The 17933-nt window shown below is 53.0% G+C and carries 12 protein-coding genes and 1 tRNA gene; 3 read left to right on the top strand and 10 right to left on the bottom strand.

All coding sequences use genetic code 11. The annotated features are described in order from the left end of the window. The 10 genes from K5753_02175 to K5753_02130 all read right to left on the bottom strand — a co-directional run bounded on the left by K5753_02175 (position 1) and on the right by K5753_02130 (position 13885). A complete protein-coding gene (locus tag K5753_02175) occupies positions 1-978 on the bottom strand; it encodes a WYL domain-containing protein (protein MCR4726007.1) in 978 nt (325 codons plus the stop codon). A 76-nt stretch (positions 979-1054) separates the two neighbouring features. Then, a complete protein-coding gene (locus K5753_02170) occupies positions 1055-2326 on the bottom strand; it encodes an AAA family ATPase (protein MCR4726006.1) in 1272 nt (423 codons plus the stop codon). A 380-nt stretch (positions 2327-2706) separates the two neighbouring features. Then, a tRNA-Arg gene (locus K5753_02165) sits at positions 2707-2783 on the bottom strand. Positions 2784-2944: 161 nt separating this feature from the next. Continuing rightward, entirely contained in the window at positions 2945-4780 is a 1836-nt protein-coding gene (locus K5753_02160; GenBank protein ID MCR4726005.1) for a glycoside hydrolase family 13 protein, read from the bottom strand. A 68-nt stretch (positions 4781-4848) separates the two neighbouring features. Beyond that, the gene (locus K5753_02155) at positions 4849-7269 is read right to left on the bottom strand and encodes a glycogen/starch/alpha-glucan phosphorylase (GenBank protein MCR4726004.1); all 2421 of its coding nucleotides are present in this window, start codon (positions 7267-7269) and stop codon (positions 4849-4851) included. Between the two features lie 27 nt (positions 7270-7296). Further along, a complete protein-coding gene (gene glgA, locus K5753_02150; GenBank protein MCR4726003.1) occupies positions 7297-8778 on the bottom strand; it encodes a glycogen synthase GlgA in 1482 nt (493 codons plus the stop codon). Positions 8779-8804: 26 nt separating this feature from the next. Continuing rightward, positions 8805-9914, bottom strand: coding sequence for a glucose-1-phosphate adenylyltransferase subunit GlgD (gene glgD / locus K5753_02145; protein ID MCR4726002.1), 1110 nt, complete (start codon positions 9912-9914; stop codon positions 8805-8807). Next, a complete protein-coding gene (locus K5753_02140; protein MCR4726001.1) occupies positions 9915-11120 on the bottom strand; it encodes a glucose-1-phosphate adenylyltransferase in 1206 nt (401 codons plus the stop codon). Beyond that, complete coding sequence (gene glgB / locus K5753_02135; GenBank protein MCR4726000.1) at positions 11117-13015, bottom strand: 1,4-alpha-glucan branching protein GlgB; 1899 nt, start codon at positions 13013-13015, stop codon at positions 11117-11119. The genes K5753_02140 and glgB overlap by 4 nt, the downstream gene beginning before the upstream one ends. A 117-nt stretch (positions 13016-13132) precedes the next feature. After that, positions 13133-13885, bottom strand: coding sequence for a sugar phosphate isomerase/epimerase (locus tag K5753_02130; GenBank protein MCR4725999.1), 753 nt, complete (start codon positions 13883-13885; stop codon positions 13133-13135). Between the two features lie 149 nt (positions 13886-14034). Between K5753_02130 and K5753_02125 the strand changes: the two genes are divergently transcribed. The 3 genes from K5753_02125 to K5753_02115 all read left to right on the top strand — a co-directional run bounded on the left by K5753_02125 (position 14035) and on the right by K5753_02115 (position 17572). Further along, on the top strand, positions 14035-17094 hold the full coding sequence (locus K5753_02125) for a hypothetical protein (GenBank protein MCR4725998.1): 3060 nt from the start codon (positions 14035-14037) through the stop codon (positions 17092-17094). A gap of 99 nt (positions 17095-17193) precedes the next feature. Then, on the top strand, positions 17194-17430 hold the full coding sequence (locus K5753_02120) for a DUF378 domain-containing protein (GenBank protein ID MCR4725997.1): 237 nt from the start codon (positions 17194-17196) through the stop codon (positions 17428-17430). A 1-nt stretch (position 17431) separates the two neighbouring features. Then, positions 17432-17572: a hypothetical protein gene (locus K5753_02115; GenBank protein ID MCR4725996.1), complete on the top strand. Its 141-nt coding sequence runs from the start codon at positions 17432-17434 to the stop codon at positions 17570-17572. Positions 17573-17933 lie beyond the last annotated feature (361 nt).

Genomic DNA, 17933 nt, shown 5'->3' with positions numbered 1-17933 from the left:
TTATTCATATTTCTTTATTGCTTCTTGCAACCCGCTCTTTATCCTTTCTCGCAAGGACAATGGGGAAAGGATCTCTACTGCCTGCAAATACTGCAACGCCCAAAACTCCATCGCGTTCAAGCTGACCGTCACGCTCACCTTATACCGCTCCCCATACGGCAGGAAGGACGCGCTTTTCCCGAACCAGTCCATCACTTGATCGATCATCCATTCGTCGCAAACAAACTCCACCGTCTCCGGCTTGTCTGCGAACATATACGGGAGCGCGGTGGAAAAGCGTTTGTAATCGATCCCGTTTTGATAGCCGTCGATGGACTTCAACGGGGTTGCCGAGACGTCAACGATCCGCGCTTCGGTAATGCGGTCCAGGCGATAATAAGTGATGTGCTTCCACTTCTCGTTATATGCCATCAGGTAGTAGCTTTGGTTTTTCAGAACCATTTGATAGGGCGTAACAAGGTGGTGCGCCACACGGTGAAGTTTCTTGTCCGCGCCATATCGGTTGAAGTCGAAGGCGATCTGTTTTCCGTTCTCGATTGCCTCGTCTATGATGTCAATGGTATAGAATACCGCCACGTTATCTGTCTTATTCCACTCACGCACCGAATAGATATTCTTCACATGGTTGCGGAAGTACTTATTCCCGAGGGCGCACAGTTTTTCGATCAGATCGGCAGAATGCTTCGCGGAGATAAACCTTCCGGAAAGAACGCCGTCTATCAAGAGACGCAACTCGGAATCCTCAAACTGCCGCTCAGCAAGATAAACGCCTTCGGCGAGCTGTTCTATCTCGAATCCGGCTTCTTTGAGTAGGGAGATATTCCTCGAAACCGCTTTACGTTCCAACTCTATGCCGTAGTCCCTGTCAAGGATTTCGGCAATGGCTTTCTGCCCCAGCGGGTGGTCTATATCGCTATACTTTTCGAGGATCTGAAGAATGCGCAAAAGCGCAAGTTTTTTCGGCTCAAAATCAGACAATGTACTCGTCTCCTCCGTTTTCATTCGACAAATACAGTGTACCATATCCGGTGCACACATTCAAGATCCCTTTTTGTCAAACATGCAAGTTCTTCTTAATCTCGGCGATATCGGTGGCAAAGATCGTTTCTTTCTCAAGAAGCGCCGCGGCGACTGCGTCTAAGAAATCCCGATGATCCGAAATGATCGTTTTCGCAACCTCATAGCACTTATTCATTTCCGCGCTTAAAACGTCATCCGCTCTTCTACGCGTCGCATCCGAACTATTATAATCGGTTTGAGATTCAAAACCGAATGCCGCGTTTTTATCTCGGAGTTTTTCAAGAGCATATCTTGCTGTCTTGATGTCGTCTCTCGTTCCGATGTCTGTTTCTTCGAAAACGATCTCCGTTGCAGCCTTCCCTCCGAGGGCTCCTTTCACCTGATTTATCACGATTTCAAAGCTTTTCTCCACTCCATCGCAGAAGCACGTGACCCCGCCGTTGGAGGACTTATATGCTTTGATGGACACCAAACTGACTGTATTCGGATCCAAAACCTCTCGAACCACAACATGTCCGGCTTCGTGATACGCCATCCGTTTCCGCTTTTCTTCGCTGTAATTCCTTGCGGTATCTACTCCACCGAAATGATGATTCAGGCAAGCGAAAATGATATCGTCACGCGTAACGGTATCGCGGTTTTCAAACGCGACCTTGATTGCAGCATCGTTGATGATCTTTTCCAGTTCGGCACAGGACATCCATCCACCGATAATATCTTGGATCTGCTCGGGCGGGATCTCTTCCAAAAATGATTTACTCCCCAAGAAGTATTTTATCAATTTGATCTGATCATCTCTATCGAGGCCTTGCATCTCGAGGTTGATGTCGAAACGCCCGGCACGAAGGAGCGACTCCGGTAAGTTATATAGATCATTGGTCGTGGCAATCACGAAGACATTTTTTCCTTTCACGTTATCGATGCAGGACTGCACCGCGACATATTCCTCCGCATTTCTATGGTCTTTGTCTTCATTGGCAAATTTGTCCATATCATCGAGAAAAACAATAGCGGGCGCAGCTGCAACGGCTTCGTCAAAACATTTTGTCATATAATCAATGAAATCTCCGTCCGCTTTATCTTTCCTGCATAGAAAATGCGGTACTCCGCACGCTTCGATAAAGCACTTAGCGAGGAGCGTCTTGCCATAACCGGGTTCGCCTTGTAGCAAAGCACCGCTCGGCATAACGACACCCAGCCGCTTGTACTTCTCAAATTTGCGCATCATATCGCAGATGGGCATCAACTTTCTTTTCTCGTCATCATATCCGATGACCTTGTCAAACGCTTTCAAAAAATCTTGCATATTGGGTTCTCCTTTTGTTCTCGTCACTAAAAAAAATACCATGTCTATTGTCCCAAATATGGTGCATCGAGAAGGTCTAAAAGAATAATTGTTCACGAAATAGTGCATACTGTATGCCTCTTGCATTGAATAGGTCTTGTCCGAATGATCACGCGACGACGCTCATATCATCACGATTGATAAATCTCGAAAATCATCAACTCGCAAGATTTGCCTATTATCAGTGCCAAAGGCGATGTATATCATAAAACCAAAGCGAATTCTTTTATACACGGCTATGCCGTGATGATATGCAAAGGCTCACGCCTTTGATGATATGCCAAACCGCGCTTCGCTTCGGTTCGGATACAAAAAAATCTCGGAAAAATCCGAGATTTTTTTGGCGCACCCGATTGGATTCGAACCAACGACACCCGGCGTCGGAGGCCGGTGCTCTATCCAGCTGAGCTACGGGTGCAAGTGTGCCATATTTGATTTTTCGAACTCCGCGCGGCTCTTAACGAGCGCGGAGAAAACGGCTTAGGCGAACGCTCCGCGAGGGCGCGGAAGGGCGCGTCCTCACGCAACCGACGCAAACGGCGCGGTAGAGACGCATAATCGCCCTTATACGCGCTCGCTCTATTCGAGGGGCTCCAATATCATATACCCAAGCGCCGGGATCACCGTGCAATCCCCCGTCTCAAAGACCTTTCCGCACTGCGCGCAACGCGAGCTTTTCATCTTTCCGTAGCGGAAATTGCGATCCTCAAAGGTCGGGTTAACGACGGCGTAAAGGGATTTTCCGTCCTTGAAGCGGTGCAGGATCAAGAGTTCGCCCTGCTCCCAAACGCCCGTTCCGCCGAGCAAAATATCGCGGTACTTCTTGCGGAACGCGCCGAGGAAACGGTAATGCTCCAAAAGCTCTTTATCCTCTTTGCCCCAAGGGAAGGTCGCGCGGTTCATCGGGTCTTCATAGCCCTGCAAACCGACTTCGTCTCCGTAATAGACGCTCGGGACGCCGGGCAGCATAAACTGCAAAAGCGAAGCCATCTTCAAACGCTTTTTCGCAAGCGTCAAGACCTCGCCGTCGAGCGTCATTTCCCTGCGCTGTTCCTTGGTCGTGTAACGGACGTCGACGCCGGAAAGCGCGTTCAAAACGCGCACGGTGTCGTGCGAACCGATCAAGGTCATCGAGGTGTTCAATGCGTCCGCGGGATAATTCTCGCAGATCTTCATCACCTTCTTGCCGAAGGCTTTCGCGCCTCCGTACGAGCAGAAAGTCAGGATCGCTTCTTTGAACGGATAGTTCATGACGCCGTCAAGTTCGCCTTTCGTAAAGTAGGGGCGCAACGTCCCGTAGCTGGACTTGACGCTCGCGTCTTCCCACACTTCGCCGATAACGACGACGTCCTTATTCGCTTTTTTGATCGCCTCGCGCAGAAGATCGACGAAGTCGGACGGAAGCTCGTCCACGACGTCCAGACGCCAACCGTGCAAGCCGAAATGCGTCCATTTGTCGATCACGCCGCCCTTTCCGAAGATCAATTTGCGGTAGCCTTCCGCGCTCTTGTTCAGCGTCGGGACGACCTTACAGCCCCACCAACTGTGATATTCGTCGGGGAATTTCGAGAAATAGTACCAGTCGTGATAGGGGGAATCTTCGCTTTGATACGCGCCTACGCTGTCGTAATGCCCGAGTTGGTTGAAATAGATGCTGTCCGCGCCCGAGTGATTGAAGACGCCGTCCAAAATCACGCCGATGCCGCGCTTTCCCGCCTCTTGGATCAACTCGCGGAAATCCTCTTCCGCTCCGAGGAGCGGATCGAGCTTCAAATAGTCGCCCGTGTCGTAACGATGGTTGGAACTCGCCTCGAAGATCGGCGAAAGATAGATCTCGGTCACGCCGAGACTTTCGATATAATCGAGTTTGGACGTAATGCCCTTGAAATTACCGCCGAAAAAGTCGTTTGCTTTATACGATCCGTCGGGCTCGACGACCGTCACCTTTTCGCCCCACTTTTTCAGATAACCGAAACGCGGCTCGACGTCCTCTCCGACCTTCGCGAAACGATCCGCAAAGATATGATAAATGACGCCGCCCTGAATGGTCTTCGGGACGTGATAGCTGCGGGAATAGACGGTGAGCTGCCAATCGGGCAAGTTTTCGCCGGCGATCGCGTCGCCCTCTTCGCCCGCGCCGATATGATGGACGCCGCCGCCCACTTCGCGGACTTCGAAGCGATAGTAGTAAATGCCCCATTTTTCGACGGAGAATTCACATTGGAAATAGGTCAGATTGCCGTCGTCCCCGCAAAAGTGAAGCGGGATCTCCCGAATATCTTCGTCCTTTTGAAGGAAAAGGCTGACTCCTTCCACCCAAATCGTCCGCATGACGGGGAACACGATCTTGATTTTTTCTCCCTCTCGAACCGCGCCGAAAGGGGTCTTATGCACGCGAGAATTAAACTTAAACATCGTTACACGTTAATGCCGCCGCCCCGAAGGACGGCGGTAAAATTTTATCGGTTGCTCTTTTTTTTTGCTTATTTAACGGGTCTCAAATGCCAGATCCTGTCGCCGTACTCTTTGACGGCGCGATCCGCGGCGAAGAAACCGGATTGCGCGATATTCACAAGGCTCATCTTGTTCCAGACGAGAGGTTGATTATAGGTCGCTTCGAGTTTCTTTTGCGCGTCGGAGTAGCTGTCGAAGTCGGCGAGGCACATATAGGGATCCGCCATGCCGCCGCGACCGATCGTCAAGAGATCCGCAAGCTCCTTGAAGCTGACGCCGCCGATGCCGTTTCTGAGCATATCGATGACTCTGCGGATGCGATAGTTATTGCGGTAGTACGCCGTCGGCTCGTAGCCGCCTTGATACAGCGAATGGACTTCGTCCGAAGAAAGACCGAAGATAAAGATGTTATCCGCGCCGACGTGCTCGAAAATCTCGACGTTCGCGCCGTCCATCGTTCCGAGGGTGACCGCGCCGTTAATCATAAACTTCATATTGCCGGTACCGGACGCCTCTTTACCCGCGATCGAGATCTGCTCGCTTACTTCGGAAGCCGGCATAATGATCTCGGCGAGAGAAACGCGATAGTTTTCGAGGAAGACGACCTTGATCTTATCTTTGATATCGGGGTCGTTATTGATCACGTTGCCCATCGTGTAGATCAAGCGAATGATGAGTTTCGCGACGTAATAGCTCGAAGCCGCTTTCGCGCTGAAAATAAAGGTGCGGGGCTTCATCTCCATATCGGGATTCTCTTTGAGGTCGAGATAGAGATCGAGAATGTGAAGCGCGTTCAAAAGCTGTCTCTTATACTCGTGCAACCTCTTGACTTGGACGTCGAAGATGCTGTCCGTGCTGACCTTTACGCCGTTATTGTCGTAAATGTACTTCGCAAGGACTTCCTTATTCGCCTTTTTGATCTCGGCGAGCTTATTCAGGACGGTCTTGTCGCCGGTGAACTTCATAAGACCGGAGAGATCCGCGTCTTTGATGAACTTATCGCCGATCAAGGTCTTGATATAATCGGAAAGAAGCGGGTTCGCTTCGGCGAGCCAACGGCGGTGCGTGATGCCGTTCGTGACGTTCGTAAAGCGCGCGGGCGTCAATTTATAGATGTCGTTGAAGACGTCTTTCTTCAAAATGTCGCTGTGCAGCGCGGAAACGCCGTTGATCGTGTGGGACGCATACAGGCAAAGGTTCGCCATACGGATCTCACCGTACGCCATGATCGCGGCTTTGCTGACCTTGTCCCAATCGTTCGGGAAGGCTTCCCAAAGCTCGATGCAGTAACGGCGGTTCATTTCCGTGATGAGCTGATAGATACGCGGGAGCTGCTGCTCGACGAGGTTTTGCGGCCATTTTTCCAACGCTTCCGCCATAACCGTGTGGTTGGTGTAGGAAACGGTGTTGCGGACGATATCCCACGCCTTTTCCCAACCGTAGCCGTATTCGTCGATCAAAATACGCATAAGCTCGGGGATGCAGAGCGTCGGGTGCGTGTCGTTGATGTGGATCGCGACGAGATCCGCGAGGTTATCGAGGTTCGGATTGTGGCGCAGATGGTTCTTCACGATGGATTGAATGGACGCCGAAACGAAGAAATATTGCTGTTTCAAACGAAGCATTTTCCCTTCGACGTTGTTATCCGCGGGATAGAGGACCTTGGAGATGGACTCCGCAAGCGCTTTGTTTTCCGAAGCTTTCAGGTATTCGCCTTGGTTGAAGAGGTGCATATCGAAATCCATCGGGGATTTCGCGCTCCAAAGGCGGATGCGGTTGACCGCGTCGGTATCGTAACCCGAGATATGCATATCGTAAGCAAGCGCGAGGATCGGCGTGTAGTTTTTGAGCTCGACTTTGAGGTTTCCGTCCGTCCAAGTCTCTTCCACTCTGCCGCCGAAATGGACTTCGAAGGTCTCTTCGGGGCGCGGAGCGAGCCAAACGTCGCCTTTTTCAAGCCAACGGTCGGGCATTTCGACCTGCCAACCGTCGACGACTTTCTGCTGGAAAATACCGTAATCGTACTTGATCGAGAAGCCGCAAGCCGGATAGCTTTCGCTGGTCAACGCGTCCATATACGCCGAAGCGAGGCGACCGAGACCGCCGTTTCCGAGACCCGCGTCCGGTTCGATCTCTTCGATCACGTCGAGATCGTAGCCGAGGTTTTTGAGCGCGCCGCGCATCTTGTCGGTGAGTTTAATATTGAAGAGGTGGTTTTTGAGGGATCTTCCCGGCAAAAACTCCATCGACATATAATAAACCTGCTTATATTTCCCGTTGTGGATCTTGTTTTTGAATTCCACTCTCTGGCGCGTCAAGATGTTTCTGACGACCATACAAACCGCTTCGTACATTTGCGCGTTGGTCGCGTCTTTCGCGGAAATACCCTGCTGTTTTTCGACTTGCGCCTCGATCAATTGTTGTAATTCTTTTTCAGTGTAGTTTTTCATGCAAGCACCTTTCTTCCTTCTCCTGTCTTATTTAATCAATGATTTATAAAGTTCCGCGTAACGTTTCGCCGAATTCGACCAACTGAAATCGCGGGTCATACCGTTTTTCATGACGATATTCCAATCCTCTTTGTTGTTGTAGTACGCGTCCACCGCGCGCCAGATCGCCCAAAGCATATCCTGCGCGTTGAAGGTCTTGAACGTGTAACCGACGCCCGTCTTCGTCTCGGGGTTGAAGGGTTCGACCGTGTCCTTCAAGCCGCCCGTTTCGCGGACGACGGGGACCGAACCGTAACGCATCGCGATCATCTGCGAGAGACCGCAGGGCTCGAACTTGGACGGCATCAGGAAAATATCCGACGCGGCGTAAAGCTTGCTGGCGAGGTCGCGGCTGAAATTGATGATGACGCGAAGTTTGTTTCCGAAGCGATGTTCGAGATCTTTGAGGCGGGTCTCGTACTTCCAATCGCCCATTCCGAGGACGACGAGCTGCACGTCGGCGGAAAGAAGCTCTTCCGCGACGGCGAGGACGAGATCCAAGCCCTTTTGCGAAGTAAGCCTCGTGATCATCGCGATCAAGGGGCGCGTCTTGACGTACTGCAACGAAATCAAGCGCAGGAAGGCCTCCTTGTTGACCTCTTTTCCGCTGAGATCCACGACGGAATAGGGAGCGAACAAAGCTTTATCCGTCTTCGGATCGTAATCCGCGACGTCGATGCCGTTGATGATCCCGCTGATCTTATACGCGCGGTTGCGAAGAATGTCTTCCAAACCGTAGGCGTAATAGCTGTCCATGATCTCGCCGGCGTAGGTCGGGCTGACGGTCGTCACGCGGTCGGAGCATTCGATACCGCCCTTCATATAGTTGCAGGCGCCCGCATACTCCAAAAGCTGGCGGCGCGATTCGGGAATCCCGAGGACGTCGCTCGCCATGTGGCTGTCGTACTGACCTTGGAACTCGATATTATGGATGCTGTACACCGTCTTGATATCCGCATAGATGGAATTCCCGCGATAGAAGCAATCGAGGAAGACCGGAACGAGCGCGGTCTGCCAGTCGTTGCAATGAATGACGGCGGGACGGAAGTCGATCAGCATTAACATTTCGAGGACGGCTTTGGAGAAGAACGCGAAACGCTCTCCGTCGTCATAGTGGCCGTACAAGCCGCCGCGCTTGAAATAGTACTCGTTATCGATGAAGTAATACTTGACGCCGTTCGCTTCGCCCTCGTACACGCCGCAGTATTGGTTTCTCCAAGCGAGCGGAACGTAGGTATAGGTCACGAAGCTCAGCGTCTGGCGAAGTTTATCCGGAATGTCGGAATAGAGAGGAAGCACGACGCGCACGTCGAGTCCTTCTTTCACGAGAGCCTGCGGGAGCGCTCCCGCGACGTCTCCGAGACCGCCCGTCCTGATGAACGGAGCCGCTTCGGACGTAACGAATAAGACGCCCGTCCTCTTTCTCGGCTGACGGGGCTTGCCCTTCGCCTTTGCGTTTCTCTTTTTCATTTTATTCATATCAATCTCCTTTTCAATCATACCGTTTTATCCTTTACAATGACGACGGGATAACTCTCGTAACCGCTGATCGTTCTGCCCGAACTGATCGTTACGTTCTTATCCGTGATCGCATAACAAACGGAAGCGTTTTCCATAATTCTTCCGTCTTCCATAACGATGGAATTCCTGACTTCCGCACCGCGCGCCACCTTGACGCCACGGAACAAAATGCTGTTTTCGACCAAACCGTCGATCTCGCAACCGTCGGCGATCAAGCTGTTTTTAACGGCGGCGTTCTCCTTATAGATCGTAGGAACGCTGTCCTTGACCTTCGTGTAGATAACGCTGCCGCCGTAGAACAGGTCTTCGCGAACCTGCGGATCGAGCGCTTCCATACTTTCGTTATAGTAAGTGCGGACGTCGTCCACGATCGCGGCGTGACGCTTCACCATAAAAGCGTTGATCTTCAACGCGCCGAGTTGCTTCATCAAAATGTCTTTCTCGAAGTCGACGTGACCGCGCGCGTACTCGTGCTCGACGAGAGACAGGAGCAGGTCTTTTTTGATGAGATATACGTTCAATCCGAGGGTCTTTTCTTCGGAAGACGGCGTCTGCGAGAAGTAAAGATCCTTTACTTCGCCCGCGTCCTCTTCCACGACGAGACGGCGGCTCGTCGTCGTCTTCGCGCGGTGGACGAGCATCGTCACGTCCGCGCCCGATTCGGCGTGCGCCTTAAAGACTTCGTCGTAATCGATATTCATCGCGATATTGCTGTTCGAGAGGAGGACGTAGGATTCCTGCGAACGGCGAATAAAGCCTTGGATCGAATAGATCGCCTCGATCTTCCCTTTGTACATTTCTCTCGAAGAATTCAAGACGAAAGGCGGGAAGACGGAAAGTCCGCCGTTTTTACGGTTCAGATCCCAATCGCGACCCATTCTTATATGGTCCATAAGAGAGGAATAGTTACTCCTCGTCACGATGCCGATCTGCGTGATGCCCGCATTCACGAAATTGCTGAGCGCAAAGTCGATCAGCCTGTATCTTCCGCAGAAAGGAAGGGAAGCGGTCGTCCTGTGGATCGTAAGCTCGTTGAGCTTGTTTTCGTTATCGCTTGCGAAAATGACACCCATTACGTCGTTCATTTATTTGCCCTCCTTGACCATTTCGGCGGGAGCGACGACGACGGACGGAGCGATCTTCGCGCCCGGTCCGACGACGGCGATCTGCCATTCGCCTTTGACGGGTCCTTTTTGTTTTTCTCCGATCTTCGCGCCCTCTCCGACGACCGCGCCTTCCGCGACGATCGCGTGGCGGATCACGGCGCCCGCTTTGACGGTCGCGCCGGGAAGGATGACGGAGTCTTCGACGGAAGCGCCGAGCCCGATATACGCGCCGTGAGAGATCACGCTTCTCTTGACGCTGCCGAAGATCATCGCGCCCTCGGAAACGATCGAAGAGACGATCTCCGCGGAGCCCGCCGCGAAATGAGGCGGTTCCGCGCTGTTACGCGCGTAGATCTTCCAAGAAGAATCGTTTAGGTTCAAGCCGCTCGCGGGATTCAAAAGATCCATATTCGCTTCCCAAAGGCTGGAAATCGTCCCGACGTCCTTCCAGTAGCCGCTGAACCGATAGGCGTACAGTTTGAGCCCGTCGGCGAGCATTCCCGGAATGACGTTCTTCCCGAAATCGTTTTGAGAATTCGGGTTGTTCTCGTCGTCGATCAAATAGCGACGCAACACGCTCCAAGTAAAGACGTAGATTCCCATGGAAGCGTTCGTGCTTTTCGGTTGCTTCGGCTTCTCTTCGAACTCGTAAATACGGTCGTTCTCATCCGTGTTCATAATGCCGAAGCGCGTGGCTTCTTCCAAAGTGACGTTGATAACGGCGATCGTGCAATCCGCGGCTTTCTCTTTATGCGCGCGGAGCATCTTGTCGTAGTCCATCTTATAGATATGATCGCCGGAAAGGACGATGACGTACTCGGGATTGAAGCGGTCGATGAAGTTAATGTTTTGATAGATCGCGTTCGCCGTCCCTTTATACCATTCGCCCTCTTTTCCCTTGACGTACGGCGGGAGAACGTAAGCGCCGCCGGTCAAGCGGTCAAGGTCCCACGGCTGTCCGTTTCCGATATACTGGTTGAGTTCAAAAGGCTGATACTGCGTCAAAACGCCGATCGTGTCGATATCGGAATTAACGCAGTTGGAAAGCGGAAAGTCAATGATGCGGTATTTCCCGCCGAACGGTACCGCCGGCTTCGCCACGTCGTGCGTCAGGACGCCGAGACGCGTTCCCTGCCCGCCCGCGAGGAGCATTGCCACACACTCTTTCTTGTTTCGCGAATTCATTCTTTATTCTCCTTCTTTTTTCTCGGCGCGCTCTTTTTGAAGAAAGTCGCGCTATATGCGGGGATATGCATTTCGAGATAGAACTTTTCGCCGTGGCACTCGCCGACTTGCGCGGTCACGCCGAATTTGTCGTTGGGACCGCCGAACTTCTTGCTCTCGCTGTCCAAAACGACGTTATATCTGCCCTTCTCGCGAACGCCGATCTTATAGTTATAACGCGTGATCGGCGACATATTGAAGACGCAAAGGATCGAGTCGCCGTTCGCCGCGATGCGGTTGAAGGCGAAAATGTTCTGGGTGTTGTCGTCCACGACCGCCCAGCGGAATCCGTCGTACGACGTATCGCACTCGAAGAACGCGGGTTCTCTCTTATAGAATTCATTCAAAGCCTTGACGTAGGTCTGCATATTTTTATGCGCCGGATAGTCGAGAAGCATCCAATCGAGCCCTTGATAATACTTCCATTCCGCGAACTGCGCAAACTCGCCGCCCATAAACAGAAGTTTCTTTCCGGGGTGTGCCATCATATAGCCGAAATAGGTTTTGAGGCTCTTGAACTTCTCGTCGTAATCGCCCGCCATCTTATTGATGAGCGAGCCTTTTCCGTGGACCACTTCGTCGTGAGAAAGGGGCAAAATGAAGTTTTCGCTGAAAGCGTACATAAGGGAGAAGGTCATGCAACCGTGCTTATATTGACGGAAGAAAGGATCTTCGGAGACGTAACGCAGCGTGTCGTTCATCCAGCCCATATTCCACTTGAAGTTGAATCCGAGCCCGTCCATATACGGCGGCTTCGTGACCTTCGGGAACGCCGTGGATTCTTCCGCGATCATCAAACCGCCTTTATGCTTGGAAAGAACGGCGCTGTTGAGCTGCTTCAAAAAGTCGATCGCTTCGAGGTTGTAGTTGCCGCCGAAGCAGTTTCTCTCCCAGTCGCCGCCTTGGCGCGCATAGTCGAGATAGAGCATGCTCGCGACCGCGTCCATACGGATTCCGTCGACGTGATAGAGGTCGAACCAGAACATCGCGGAAGAGATCAAAAAGCTTCTGACCTGCGGCTTGCCGTAATCGTAGACGACGGTGCCCCACTCTTTATGCTCGCGCTTTTTCTCGCTCTGATATTCGTATTGGAACGTTCCATCGAACTTGTACAGACCGTACTCGTCTTTCGGGAAGTGCGCGGGGACCCAGTCCACGATGACGCCGATGCCGGCGCGGTGGAAAGCGTCGATAAGCTCCATAAAGTCGTCCGGCGTGCCGTAGCGCGAAGTCGGCGCGAACATACCGGTGACCTGATAGCCCCAGCTGCCGTCGAACGGATATTCGGTCACGGGCATAAATTCGACGTGCGTATATCCCATTTGCTTGACGTAGGGAACGAGGGTCTTCGCGAGGTCTTTATAGGAATAGACGTTCCCGTCCTCGTGGCGGCGCCAAGAGCCGAGGTGGACTTCGTAGATATTGATCGGCGCGTTATAGGGCGAGTAGTTCTCGCGGCGCGCCATATACTCCGCGTCTTTCCACTTGTGGCGGAATTTATAGATCTTGGAGCAGTTGCCCGGGGGCGTTTCGGTGTGGAGCGCGAAGGGGTCCGCTTTGTAGACGACGTTGCCGTCCGCCTGCGTGACCGCGTATTTATAGCGATCGTAGACCTTCGGGGTCGTCAAAAACGCCTCGAAGAAATCGCCCGTGCAGCGGTGCATCACGTTCGCATTGGGATCCCAGCCGTTAAAATCGCCGACGACGGATACGCTTCTTGCGAAAGGCGCCCACAGGCGGAAGGTATATCCGCGCTCTTTTCCGACGGAAGTCGGTTGCGGGCAGAAGAGTTTATAGCTCTCGTAGTTCGTCCCGGCGTGAAATAAATAAGAAGGATAATCAAGATTTTCCGACATAAGTTCCTCCAAAATAAAATGGGTTATCGTAATTATATCACAACAACCCGCCTTTATCAATAGTAAAATGCAAGAATTTTAGGGCATTTTGAGAAAAATCGCCCCAAAACGGCTTTCTTAACCGAAAATTTGCTCCAAACGCGCCTTTCCATCGGACAAAAAGTCCGAAATATCCGTATATTCCGGTGTTTGGAAAGCTTCGAGCGTATAATCGCCTTTATATCCGAGTTTTTTGAGCTTTTCCGCAAGCGCGGAGAAGTTGAAAACGCCTTTTCCGAGCATAAAATGGCAGTCTTTTTTGCCGTCTCCGTCCGAAAGATGGGTCGCGATCAAGCGATCCGCGTAACGCTCCGCCATCTGCCCGTCTTCGTCTCCGAACATCAGCGCGTGACAGGTATCGTAGCAAAAATACGCATCCTTTACGGCACGGAAAAGTTCGTCGAACGGCTTATCCCCGACGAGGTTTTCGAAAGCGATTTTGACGCCTTGTCCCGCCGCGAATTCCGCGATTTCTCCGACGTTATCGATGACGGCGGGCGTGACTTCGGGAAGGTGCGCCACGACGATCTCCACTCCCTGTTCTTTCGCGTCTTTGACGTAAATTTTATGCGTTTTGACCGCTTCTTTCGCTCCGTAATATTTGTTGGCGAGATAAGGCGCGTACTTGATCGGGCAATGCGCGTAAGAGAGTTTTAACCCTTGCTCGCGCAGGTATTTGAATTGCTCGTACTCCGAAATACCGCTGTTCGTGTTAAAATCCGTGTGGCACCAAACGGCGGTCTTGTCAAACCCCGCTTCCTTGATCTTTTTGAACCTTTCTTCCGCCGTCAGATCGAACCCGCAATACGCATACACGCTGAACTCGTTCATTTTTTCTCCTTTTCGCGGCGCGATCGCCGCTTGAAAGTATTGTACCATAAGCGGACGCGCGGCGCAAGTATGCGCGAGGAGCCTTCTCGGAATAATTCTTCTTAATATTTCTACCAAAGATAAAGTGCTTTGTTGTATAATAAATCCGTATGAAACCGAGCGGAAAGCGACTTTCGGCTGCGATATGCCTTTTATTCGCCCTTATTCTCTGCCTGACGGCGGTCTTTTTCGCCTGCGACGGCAAGGTCACGCTTTCCCTTACTTTGGAAGGGGATCTGTCGCCCGGCTCGGTCGCGGAACCCGCCCTCGTTTTTTCGGGCGCGGAACGCAAAGTCAAAGTTTACTCCGAAAAAGATTACGTTCTCTCGATCACGCAAGGGGAAGAACTCGCTTCGATCGCGGACGGGAAAGTCAAGATCAAAGAATCGGCGACCCCCGGCGGAGAATTTACCCTTCGCGCCGAAGTCGGCTCTTTATTCGCGGAAACGAAATGCCGCGTGGCGGCGTCCCCCGTCGAAAAGGTGGAACTCGTCGCCCCCGAGACCGCGGAAGCCGGCGAAACGATCGCCCTTTCCGCTCGGATCGAGCCGAGCGGCGCGGGTAACGTCTCCGTCCTGTACGAGCTCGTTTCGGGAAGCGCGTCGATCAGCGGCGCGGATTTGACCGTTTCCGCAAGCGCGGATTTCGGCGAAGAGATCGTCCTCCGCGCGACGGCGGGCGGGATCCGAAGCGAAGAAAAGACCGTTCGGATCTCGACGATCCAACCCAAGAAAATCCTTTTCTCTTCGGACGGAAGCACCTGCCTTCCGGGGAAAAATCTCTCCGTTTTGATCGTAAAGGAGCCGGAAAACGCAAGTTTTCCCATCGTCGTTTCCGTCGTTAAGGGGCAGGAAATCGCCTCGTTCGACGCAGAGCGCGGCGTCCTTTCCGTCCTCGAATCGGCGCAATTGAAAGAAGAGATCACCCTTCGCGCGACCTGCGGCGCGCTTTCTGAGGAAGAGACCTATACCGTGGATCGCCCCGCGATCCGCTCCATTCGCGCAAACGGCGGGAAGACGGGCGTTCGCCCGGGCGAGACCCGCAGCTTTTCCTTTACCGTCTTCCCCGAAGAAGCCGACCCCGCCGGCGTTAAGATCTCCCTCGTTCAGGGGATCGAAAGCGTCGAATGGCGTCAGGGAACGGAATTCACAGTCTATTCGGACGTCGAGGACGGCGAAGAGATCGTCTTCCTCTTGGAAGCGGGCGAAGACGCCTACTCCACCGTTACCTACGTCGTCGAAAGAACGGGCGTGGAAAGCGTGGAACTCCTGTACTCGGGAAGCGCGTCTTACTTGAAATGCGGAGAAACGATATCCCTTTCCACCGAGATCCTACCCGCGACCTATCACGGAGGCGTTTCCTATCTCGCGACCGAAGGCGAAGACCTCGTCACGATCTCCGGCGACCTCGTCACCGTCAAAGACGGCGTGGGCAGAGGCGTCGTCCGCATCGTCGCGGAAGCCTTGGACGGGACGCGCTCCAACGAGATCGTTTTGACCGTCAGCGGGCGCTATTCTCGCCGCGCGTACTCTTCTTGGCAAAGCGTTTCGCTCGCAACGTACGACGAAAACGAATGTATTTGGATGGTTCTTCCCGAAGCGAAAAAAGCGGGTGGGATCACCGTCGTCGTCCCGAGCGAAGTCAAAGACCTCGTGATCGAGGGCAGATATCAAGGGACGGAAGACACCCTTTACGAAAACCTTTTCTTCTACTTCCGAAACGCGGATCAACGAACGGTCACGCTCGTCAATTTCGGGACGAAAGCCACCTTCGGGCTCGGCGGCACCGTCCTCGATCTCGGCTCGAACGGCAAGACGGAAATCATCCTCGAAGGCGCGAATCTCGTTCGCGCGGATTCTCCGTTTTATTTGGATAATTCGGGAGAAATCATAGACGGCGTCTGGCGCGCGAACTATTCTTACGCATCGCAGATCGCGGTCAAACGCTCGGGCGTAAGCGGCCATAACGGAAGCGCGGGCGGGACGGCGATCGCGGGCTTCGACCTCTCCTTCTCGGGGAGCGGCTCGCTGACGGCGATCGCGGGCGACGGAACGGACGGGCTCGCGGGCGGCAACGGCGCGGACGCGGAATATGACGAAACCGTTTTGACCTACGTTTCGGGCGCGGGCGGCAACGGCGGCGCAGGCGGCGACAGCGGCGCGGCGATCCGCGCGCACGCCGTGGATATCTTATCTTCCGTCTCGGCGGTTCCCGGCAACGCGGGCGCGGGCGGAAAAGGCGGCAAAGCCGGTTCGATCGCCGCGCTTGCGGGGCAAAACGTAACGGCGACTGCGGGCGCGGACGGAAGAAACGGACCGAACGGCAAACCCGTTCCGGCGATCGACGCGGCGCGCATCACGGGTTATAACGGCGAAAACGCCTCGGGACGCGTCCTTTCCCGCACGCAAAAGATCCAAGACGAAATCGCGGATATCACGGACAAACTCGCGCGGTTTTACGGCATCGGGCTGTATTACGGAACCGCTCTCTATAATCCTTATAAGACGTTGCGCCCAAGCAAACGCTACAATATGGAAATCCAGACCGACCCCGTCGAACTGATGCGGCAGGCGAATTTCCTTGCCTACACGCTCTCGCAAATGCCGAAAAACTGCTGGCGCGAGATCGATTTTATCAGCGGGAAGACGGTCTCGATCTACTTTGCGAAATCCATAACGTCCGGTTCGGGCAGCACGATCCTCGGTTTGACGAGCGACGCGAATCGCGTCTGGTTCGCGACCTTCAACACCGAGATCCGCGGCGTCCTTTACAGCGGATACTTCAACATTATGCTGCACGAATTTACGCACGTTTTCCATTATAATTTCACTTCCTCGGCGCGCTCCGCCTTCGAATCGAAGCTGAAATCCTATAATTTCGGGCTTTCCTACTCTTCCTACGGATCGACCGAACGCGTGTACGGCGTCAGCGGCGAATACGGCGCGTCGAACAGCTGCTTCCTCTCTTCCTATTCGAGAAAGACCGTTATGGAAGACGCGGCGGAGACGGCGTCCCTCGTCGCGACTTTGACGTTCGCGCCCGACTTCCTCGCTCCGAACACTCCGATCCGCAAGAAGTACGAATGCATCGCGACCGCGCTTGCGGGCGAATTCGAGACCCTGTCCTTTACGCACGTTCCGAATCTCTTCGCCTACCCTTATCTGTACTGACGAAAAATCCCCTTTTATCGAGTTCCGCGAAAGGTTCCGTATAATCCTTTCCTTTTTGCGTATGCTATTCTCGGAGCATAAGCTCAAAGGAGAGTAACAATGATCACTTTAATTGCTTTAATCATCACCATTATCGGCGCGATAAACTGGTTTGTGATCGGGATTTGCGGCTTTAACCTCGTTGGCTGGATCACGTTCGGTAGCCAGATCGCGGCAAGGATCGTCTATATCCTCGTAGGCGTGGCGGGCGCGTGGCTCATCTACTTCATCTTCCGCAAGAAAGGCAGAGTGGACAGAGAATTCCCCGAGCAAAACGCAAACGAAAGGATCGGCTGAAATGGGCTTTTTCGAAAAGACTTTCGCAAAAGCGAAAAACGCCCTCGGACGGATCAAAAGCAAGTTCGATAAGGGCGGCTCTTACACGGGCGCGCCCTCGGACGGCACTTCCGAGCCCGAACAGGACGCGGATGACCTTTAAGAACAAGTCGCGTGAGATCACGCGGCTTTTTTCTACCATAAAAATAGAAGCGCGCGTAATTGCCGCGCTCTATCCTATATAAGATATCTCTCTTCCGAAAACGGAATACCACAAAAAATACGATCCGTCAATAAAATAAAAAAATCCCCGATCTATCGGGGGATTTCGCGTTTCACCGTAGTTTAGAATAGACTGAACAAGAAACGGCAAGCGTTCTTGGTTTTGGATTTTTAACCCTTCCGTAGGGGATATTTCAAGGCATATCTGCCAACCGACGTTTCCGCCGGCTTAGACTTAAAACCGCTTTTGCGGTCCTTAAAAGGAGGTGATCCAGCCGCACCTTCCGATACGGCTACCTTGT

The organism is Clostridia bacterium (assembly GCA_024685775.1).
Lineage (GTDB): Bacteria > Bacillota > Clostridia > Christensenellales > CAG-1252 > CAG-1252.
The sequence above is the reverse complement of the archived record's forward strand: the minus strand, read 5'-3'. Positions and strand labels throughout refer to the sequence as shown.

Bases quoted from the DNA above. Each gene is read 5' to 3' on its own strand.
- glgB (MCR4726000.1), bottom strand. From the start codon at position 13,015: ATGTCGGAAAATCTTGATTATCCTTCTTATTTATTTCACGCCGGGACG.
- K5753_02120 (MCR4725997.1), top strand. From the start codon at position 17,194: ATGATCACTTTAATTGCTTTAATCATCACCATTATCGGCGCGATAAAC.
- K5753_02140 (MCR4726001.1), bottom strand. From the start codon at position 11,120: ATGAATTCGCGAAACAAGAAAGAGTGTGTGGCAATGCTCCTCGCGGGC.
- glgD (MCR4726002.1), bottom strand. From the start codon at position 9,914: ATGAACGACGTAATGGGTGTCATTTTCGCAAGCGATAACGAAAACAAG.
- K5753_02155 (MCR4726004.1), bottom strand. From the start codon at position 7,269: ATGAAAAACTACACTGAAAAAGAATTACAACAATTGATCGAGGCGCAA.
- K5753_02170 (MCR4726006.1), bottom strand. From the start codon at position 2,326: ATGCAAGATTTTTTGAAAGCGTTTGACAAGGTCATCGGATATGATGAC.
- K5753_02160 (MCR4726005.1), bottom strand. From the start codon at position 4,780: ATGTTTAAGTTTAATTCTCGCGTGCATAAGACCCCTTTCGGCGCGGTT.
- K5753_02125 (MCR4725998.1), top strand. From the start codon at position 14,035: ATGAAACCGAGCGGAAAGCGACTTTCGGCTGCGATATGCCTTTTATTC.
- glgA (MCR4726003.1), bottom strand. From the start codon at position 8,778: ATGAAAAAGAGAAACGCAAAGGCGAAGGGCAAGCCCCGTCAGCCGAGA.
- K5753_02115 (MCR4725996.1), top strand. From the start codon at position 17,432: ATGGGCTTTTTCGAAAAGACTTTCGCAAAAGCGAAAAACGCCCTCGGA.
- K5753_02130 (MCR4725999.1), bottom strand. From the start codon at position 13,885: ATGAACGAGTTCAGCGTGTATGCGTATTGCGGGTTCGATCTGACGGCG.